This is a genomic window from Streptomyces sp. UH6 (genome assembly GCF_013421635.1).
In the GTDB taxonomy this organism is placed as follows: Bacteria; Actinomycetota; Actinomycetes; order Streptomycetales; family Streptomycetaceae; genus Streptomyces; species Streptomyces abyssomicinicus.
The window spans coordinates 1-4272 of record NZ_JACADT010000478.1 but is presented as its reverse complement, the minus strand read 5'-3'; the positions used below and the strand labels follow the sequence as shown (position 1 = coordinate 4272).

Sequence of the window (4272 nt, the reverse complement as noted above, 5' to 3'; positions counted from 1 at the left end):
GGCAGCAGCAGCACGGCGATCAGCAGACGGAAGACCCTCGGTCCGGGGACGGCGAACACCCGGACCACCGCGCCGACGACGACCCCGGGCACGGTACCGGTGACGAGCCGGCGGGCCAGGGGGCCCGTCAGACGCCCGGCGCGCCAGTGGCGCAGGAGGGCGCCGGGGCCGGCCACCACGTTGTACAGCAGGTTCGTCGGTGTCACCGCGGGGCTCGGCACGCCCAGGACGCTCATCTGCACGGGCAGCAGGAAGACCGCCCCGGAGACGCCCACGGGGGTGGCGGCCACCGATATCAGGAGCCCGGCGACGAACCCGAGCACACCCGTCGACCAGGTCACCACGGCCTCCTCGGCCAGGGAGAGGGCCGCCCGGGCCCGCTACGGGGATCCGGAGGGCCGGGGCGGGGCCCCGGAGGGCCGGACGCGGGCGCCGGTGCTACTCGTCGTCCTCGTCGTCGAGGCGGGCGAGCCAGGTGGCGAGGCGCTCGACCGGAACCTCGAAGTCGGGGTTGAGGTCGACGAAGGTGCGGAGCTGCTCGGCGAGCCACTCGAAGGTGACCTCCTCCTCGCCGCGTCGCTTTTCCAGCTCCTCGATGCCGCGGTCGGTGAAGTACATGGGGGCGGTGTCTCCTGCGGTACGGAAAAAGGCGGTGGGACCGAAGACGGTGGGACGACGGTCGGGTGTGGCGAACGGTCGGATGTGGCAACGGTGGGACGAACGGTCGGGTGCGGCGAACGGTGGGACGCCACGGTGGGACAGGACCGGCGGGACCGGTGGGACACGACCGTACGCACAAAGGGTAAGGGCCCGGCCCGGGGATCCGGACCGGGCCCTCACCTCGAGGACTGCGGGGCCTTACGCCTCGAAGACCTCACGGACCAGCTGCTCCTGCTCGGCCTGGTGACGCTTGGCGGAGCCGACGGCCGGCGACGAGCCGTGCGGACGCGAGATGCGGCGCAGGCGCTCGGCGGCGGGGACGTCCGCGCCGACCTTCAGGTCGAGGTGGTCGATCAGGTTCAGCGCGATGAACGGCCAGAAGCCCTGGTTCGCCGGCTCCTCCTGCACCCAGAGGAACTTCTCGGCGTTCGGGAACTTGGCCAGCTCGGCCGCGATCTCCTCACCCGGCAGCGGGTACAGCCGCTCCAGGCGGATGATCGCCGTCTCGGTGTCGCCGCGCTTCTTCCGCTCGGCGTCGAGGTCGTAGTAGACCTTGCCGGCGCAGAAGACGACCTTGCGGACCGAGGCCGGGTTCACCGACTCGTCGCCGATGACCGGACGGAAGCTGCCCGTCGTGAACTCCTCCGCCTTCGACGCGGCGGCCTTGAGACGCAGCATCGACTTCGGGGTGAAGACCACCAGCGGCTTGTGGTGCGGGTTGTGCACCTGCCACCGCAGGAGGTGGAAGTAGTTCGACGGGAGCGTCGGCATGGCGACCGTCATGTTGTTCTGCGCGCACATCTGGAGGAAGCGCTCCGGGCGGGCGGACGAGTGGTCCGGGCCCTGGCCCTCGTAGCCGTGCGGCAGGAGCAGGGTGACGCCGGAGGTCTGGCCCCACTTCTGCTCGGCGGAGGAGATGAACTCGTCCACGACCGTCTGCGCGCCGTTGACGAAGTCGCCGAACTGCGCCTCCCACATGACCAGGGCCTCGGGGCGGGCCAGCGAGTAGCCGTACTCGAAGCCCATCGCCGCGTACTCGGAGAGGAGGGAGTTGTAGACGTTCAGGCGGGCCTGCTCGTCCGACAGGTACAGCAGCGGCGTGAACTCCTCGCCGGTCTCACGGTCGATGATGACCGCGTGACGCTGGCCGAAGGTGCCGCGCTGTGAGTCCTGGCCGGCCAGGCGGACCGGGACGCCCTCGAGGAGGAGTGAGCCGACGGCGAGGGTCTCGCCCATGCCCCAGTCGATGGTGCCGTCCTCGACCATGGCCGCACGGCGCTGCAACTGCGGCAGCAGACGCGGGTGCGCGGTGATGTGGTCGGGGATGTTGACCTGGGACTCGGCGATCCGCTTGACGACCTCGCTGGAGATCGCGGTGGTCACCGGGACCGGGAAGCCGGCCTGCGGGTCCACGGCCTCGGTGGGGACGGGCTGCGCGGTGGCCTCGCGGACCTCCGTGAAGACCTTCTCCAGCTGGCCCTGGTAGTCCTGAAGCGCCTGCTCGGCCTCTTCCAGGGTGATGTCGCCGCGACCGATGAGGGACTCGGTGTACAGCTTGCGCACCGAGCGCTTCTTGTCGATCAGGTCGTACATCAGCGGCTGGGTGAACGCCGGGTTGTCCGACTCGTTGTGACCGCGGCGGCGGTAGCAGATGAGGTCGATGACCACGTCCTTGTTGAACGCCTGGCGGAACTCGAAGGCGAGCCGGGCGACACGGACGACGGCCTCGGGGTCGTCGCCGTTGACGTGGAAGATCGGGGCCTCGATCATCCGGGCCACGTCCGTCGCGTACATGGAGGAACGCGAGGACTCGGGGGCCGCGGTGAAGCCGACCTGGTTGTTGATGACGATGTGGACCGTGCCGCCGGTGCGGTAGCCGCGCAGCTGCGACATGTTCAGGGTCTCGGCCACCACGCCCTGGCCCGCGAAGGCCGCGTCACCGTGTATGGCGATCGGCAGGACGGTGAAGTCCGTGCCGCCCTTGTTGATGATGTCCTGCTTGGCGCGGGCGACGCCCTCCAGGACCGGGTCCACCGCCTCCAGGTGCGAGGGGTTGGCGACCAGCGAGACGGCGATCTGCTCGCCGTCCAGGCCGGTGAAGGTGCCCTCGGCGCCCAGGTGGTACTTCACGTCGCCGGAGCCGTGCATCGACTTCGGGTCGAGGTTGCCCTCGAACTCGCGGAAGATCTGCGCGTAGGACTTGCCGACGATGTTGGCGAGGACGTTCAGACGGCCGCGGTGGGCCATGCCGATGACGACCTCGTCCAGGCGGGACTCGGCGGCCGAGTCGATCACCGCGTCGAGCAGCGGGATGACGGACTCGCCGCCCTCCAGCGAGAAGCGCTTCTGGCCGACGTACTTGGTCTGCAGGAACGTCTCGAAGGCCTCGGCGGCGTTCAGACGGCGCAGGATCCGCAGCTGCTCCTCGCGCTCCGGCTTGGAGTGCGGGCGCTCGATGCGGTCCTGGAGCCACTTGCGCTGCTTCGGGTCCTGGATGTGCATGTACTCGATGCCGGTGGTGCGGCAGTACGAGTCGCGGAGCACGCCGAGGATGTCGCGCAGCTTCATCATCGACTTGCCGGCGAAGCCGCCGACGGCGAACTCGCGCTCCAGGTCCCACAGGGTGAGACCGTGCTCGGTGATGTCCAGGTCGGGGTGCTTGCGCTGCTGGTACTCCAGCGGGTCGGTGTCGGCCATGACGTGGCCGCGGACCCGGTAGGAGTGGATCAGCTCGAAGACGCGGGCGGCCTTGGTGACGTCGTCGTCGTGCGAGGCGTCGATGTCCTTGAGCCAGCGGACCGGCTCGTAGGGGATCCGCAGCGCCTCGAAGATCTCGTCGTAGAAGCCGTTCTCGCCGAGCAGCAGGTTCGACACGATCCGCAGGAACTCACCCGAGGCGGCGCCCTGGATGGTGCGGTGGTCGTACGTCGAGGTGAGGGTCATCACCTTGGAGATGCCCAGCTTGTTCAGGGTGTCCTGCGAGGTGCCCTGGAACTCGGCCGGGTACTCCATGGCGCCGACGCCCATGATCACCGACTGGCCGGGCATCAGGCGCGGCACGGAGTGCACGGTGCCGATGCCGCCGGGGTTGGTGAGGGAGACCGTCACGCCGGTGAAGTCGTCCATCGTCAGCTTGTTGTCGCGGGCGCGACGGACGATGTCCTCGTAGGCCTGCCAGAACTCGAAGAAGTTCAGGGTCTCGGCCTTCTTGATGGCCGCGACGACGAGCTGGCGGTCACCGTTGGGCTTGACCAGGTCGATGGCCAGACCGAGGTTGACGTGCTCGGGCTTGACCAGCGTCGGCTTGCCGTCCTTCTGCGCGAAGGACCAGTTCATCGACGGCATGGCCTTGACGGCCTGCACCATCGCGTACCCGATGAGGTGCGTGAAGGAGATCTTCCCGCCACGGGCGCGCTTGAGGTGGTTGTTGATGACGATGCGGTTGTCGAACAGCAGCTTCACCGGGACCGCGCGGACCGACGTGGCGGTCGGCAGCTCCAGGGAGGCGTTCATGTTCTTCGCGACGGCGGCGCCGGGGCCACGGAGCGTGACGTACTCGGGGCCCGACGTGGCCTCGGCCTGCGGCTCGGCCTTCGCCTTGGCGGGAGCCTT

At 69.1% G+C, this 4272-nt stretch carries 3 protein-coding genes; all 3 read right to left on the bottom strand.

All coding sequences use genetic code 11. The features are described from left to right. On the bottom strand, window positions 1-341 hold a 341-nt coding region (locus HW445_RS20325), incomplete at its 3' end, for a TSUP family transporter (RefSeq protein WP_180222414.1). Window positions 342-438: 97 nt separating this feature from the next. Then, the gene (locus HW445_RS20320; RefSeq protein ID WP_003992906.1) at window positions 439-618 is read right to left on the bottom strand and encodes a DUF6104 family protein; all 180 of its coding nucleotides are present in this window, start codon (window positions 616-618) and stop codon (window positions 439-441) included. 240 nt (window positions 619-858) lie between these two features. Then, the coding region (locus tag HW445_RS20315) for a multifunctional oxoglutarate decarboxylase/oxoglutarate dehydrogenase thiamine pyrophosphate-binding subunit/dihydrolipoyllysine-residue succinyltransferase subunit (protein WP_180222413.1) at window positions 859-4272 on the bottom strand (3414 nt) is incomplete at its 5' end.

What these genes read in the sequence shown, in the direction of transcription:
- HW445_RS20320 (WP_003992906.1), bottom strand. Translation starts at nt 618, where the DNA reads ATGTACTTCACCGACCGCGGCATCGAGGAGCTGGAAAAGCGACGCGGC.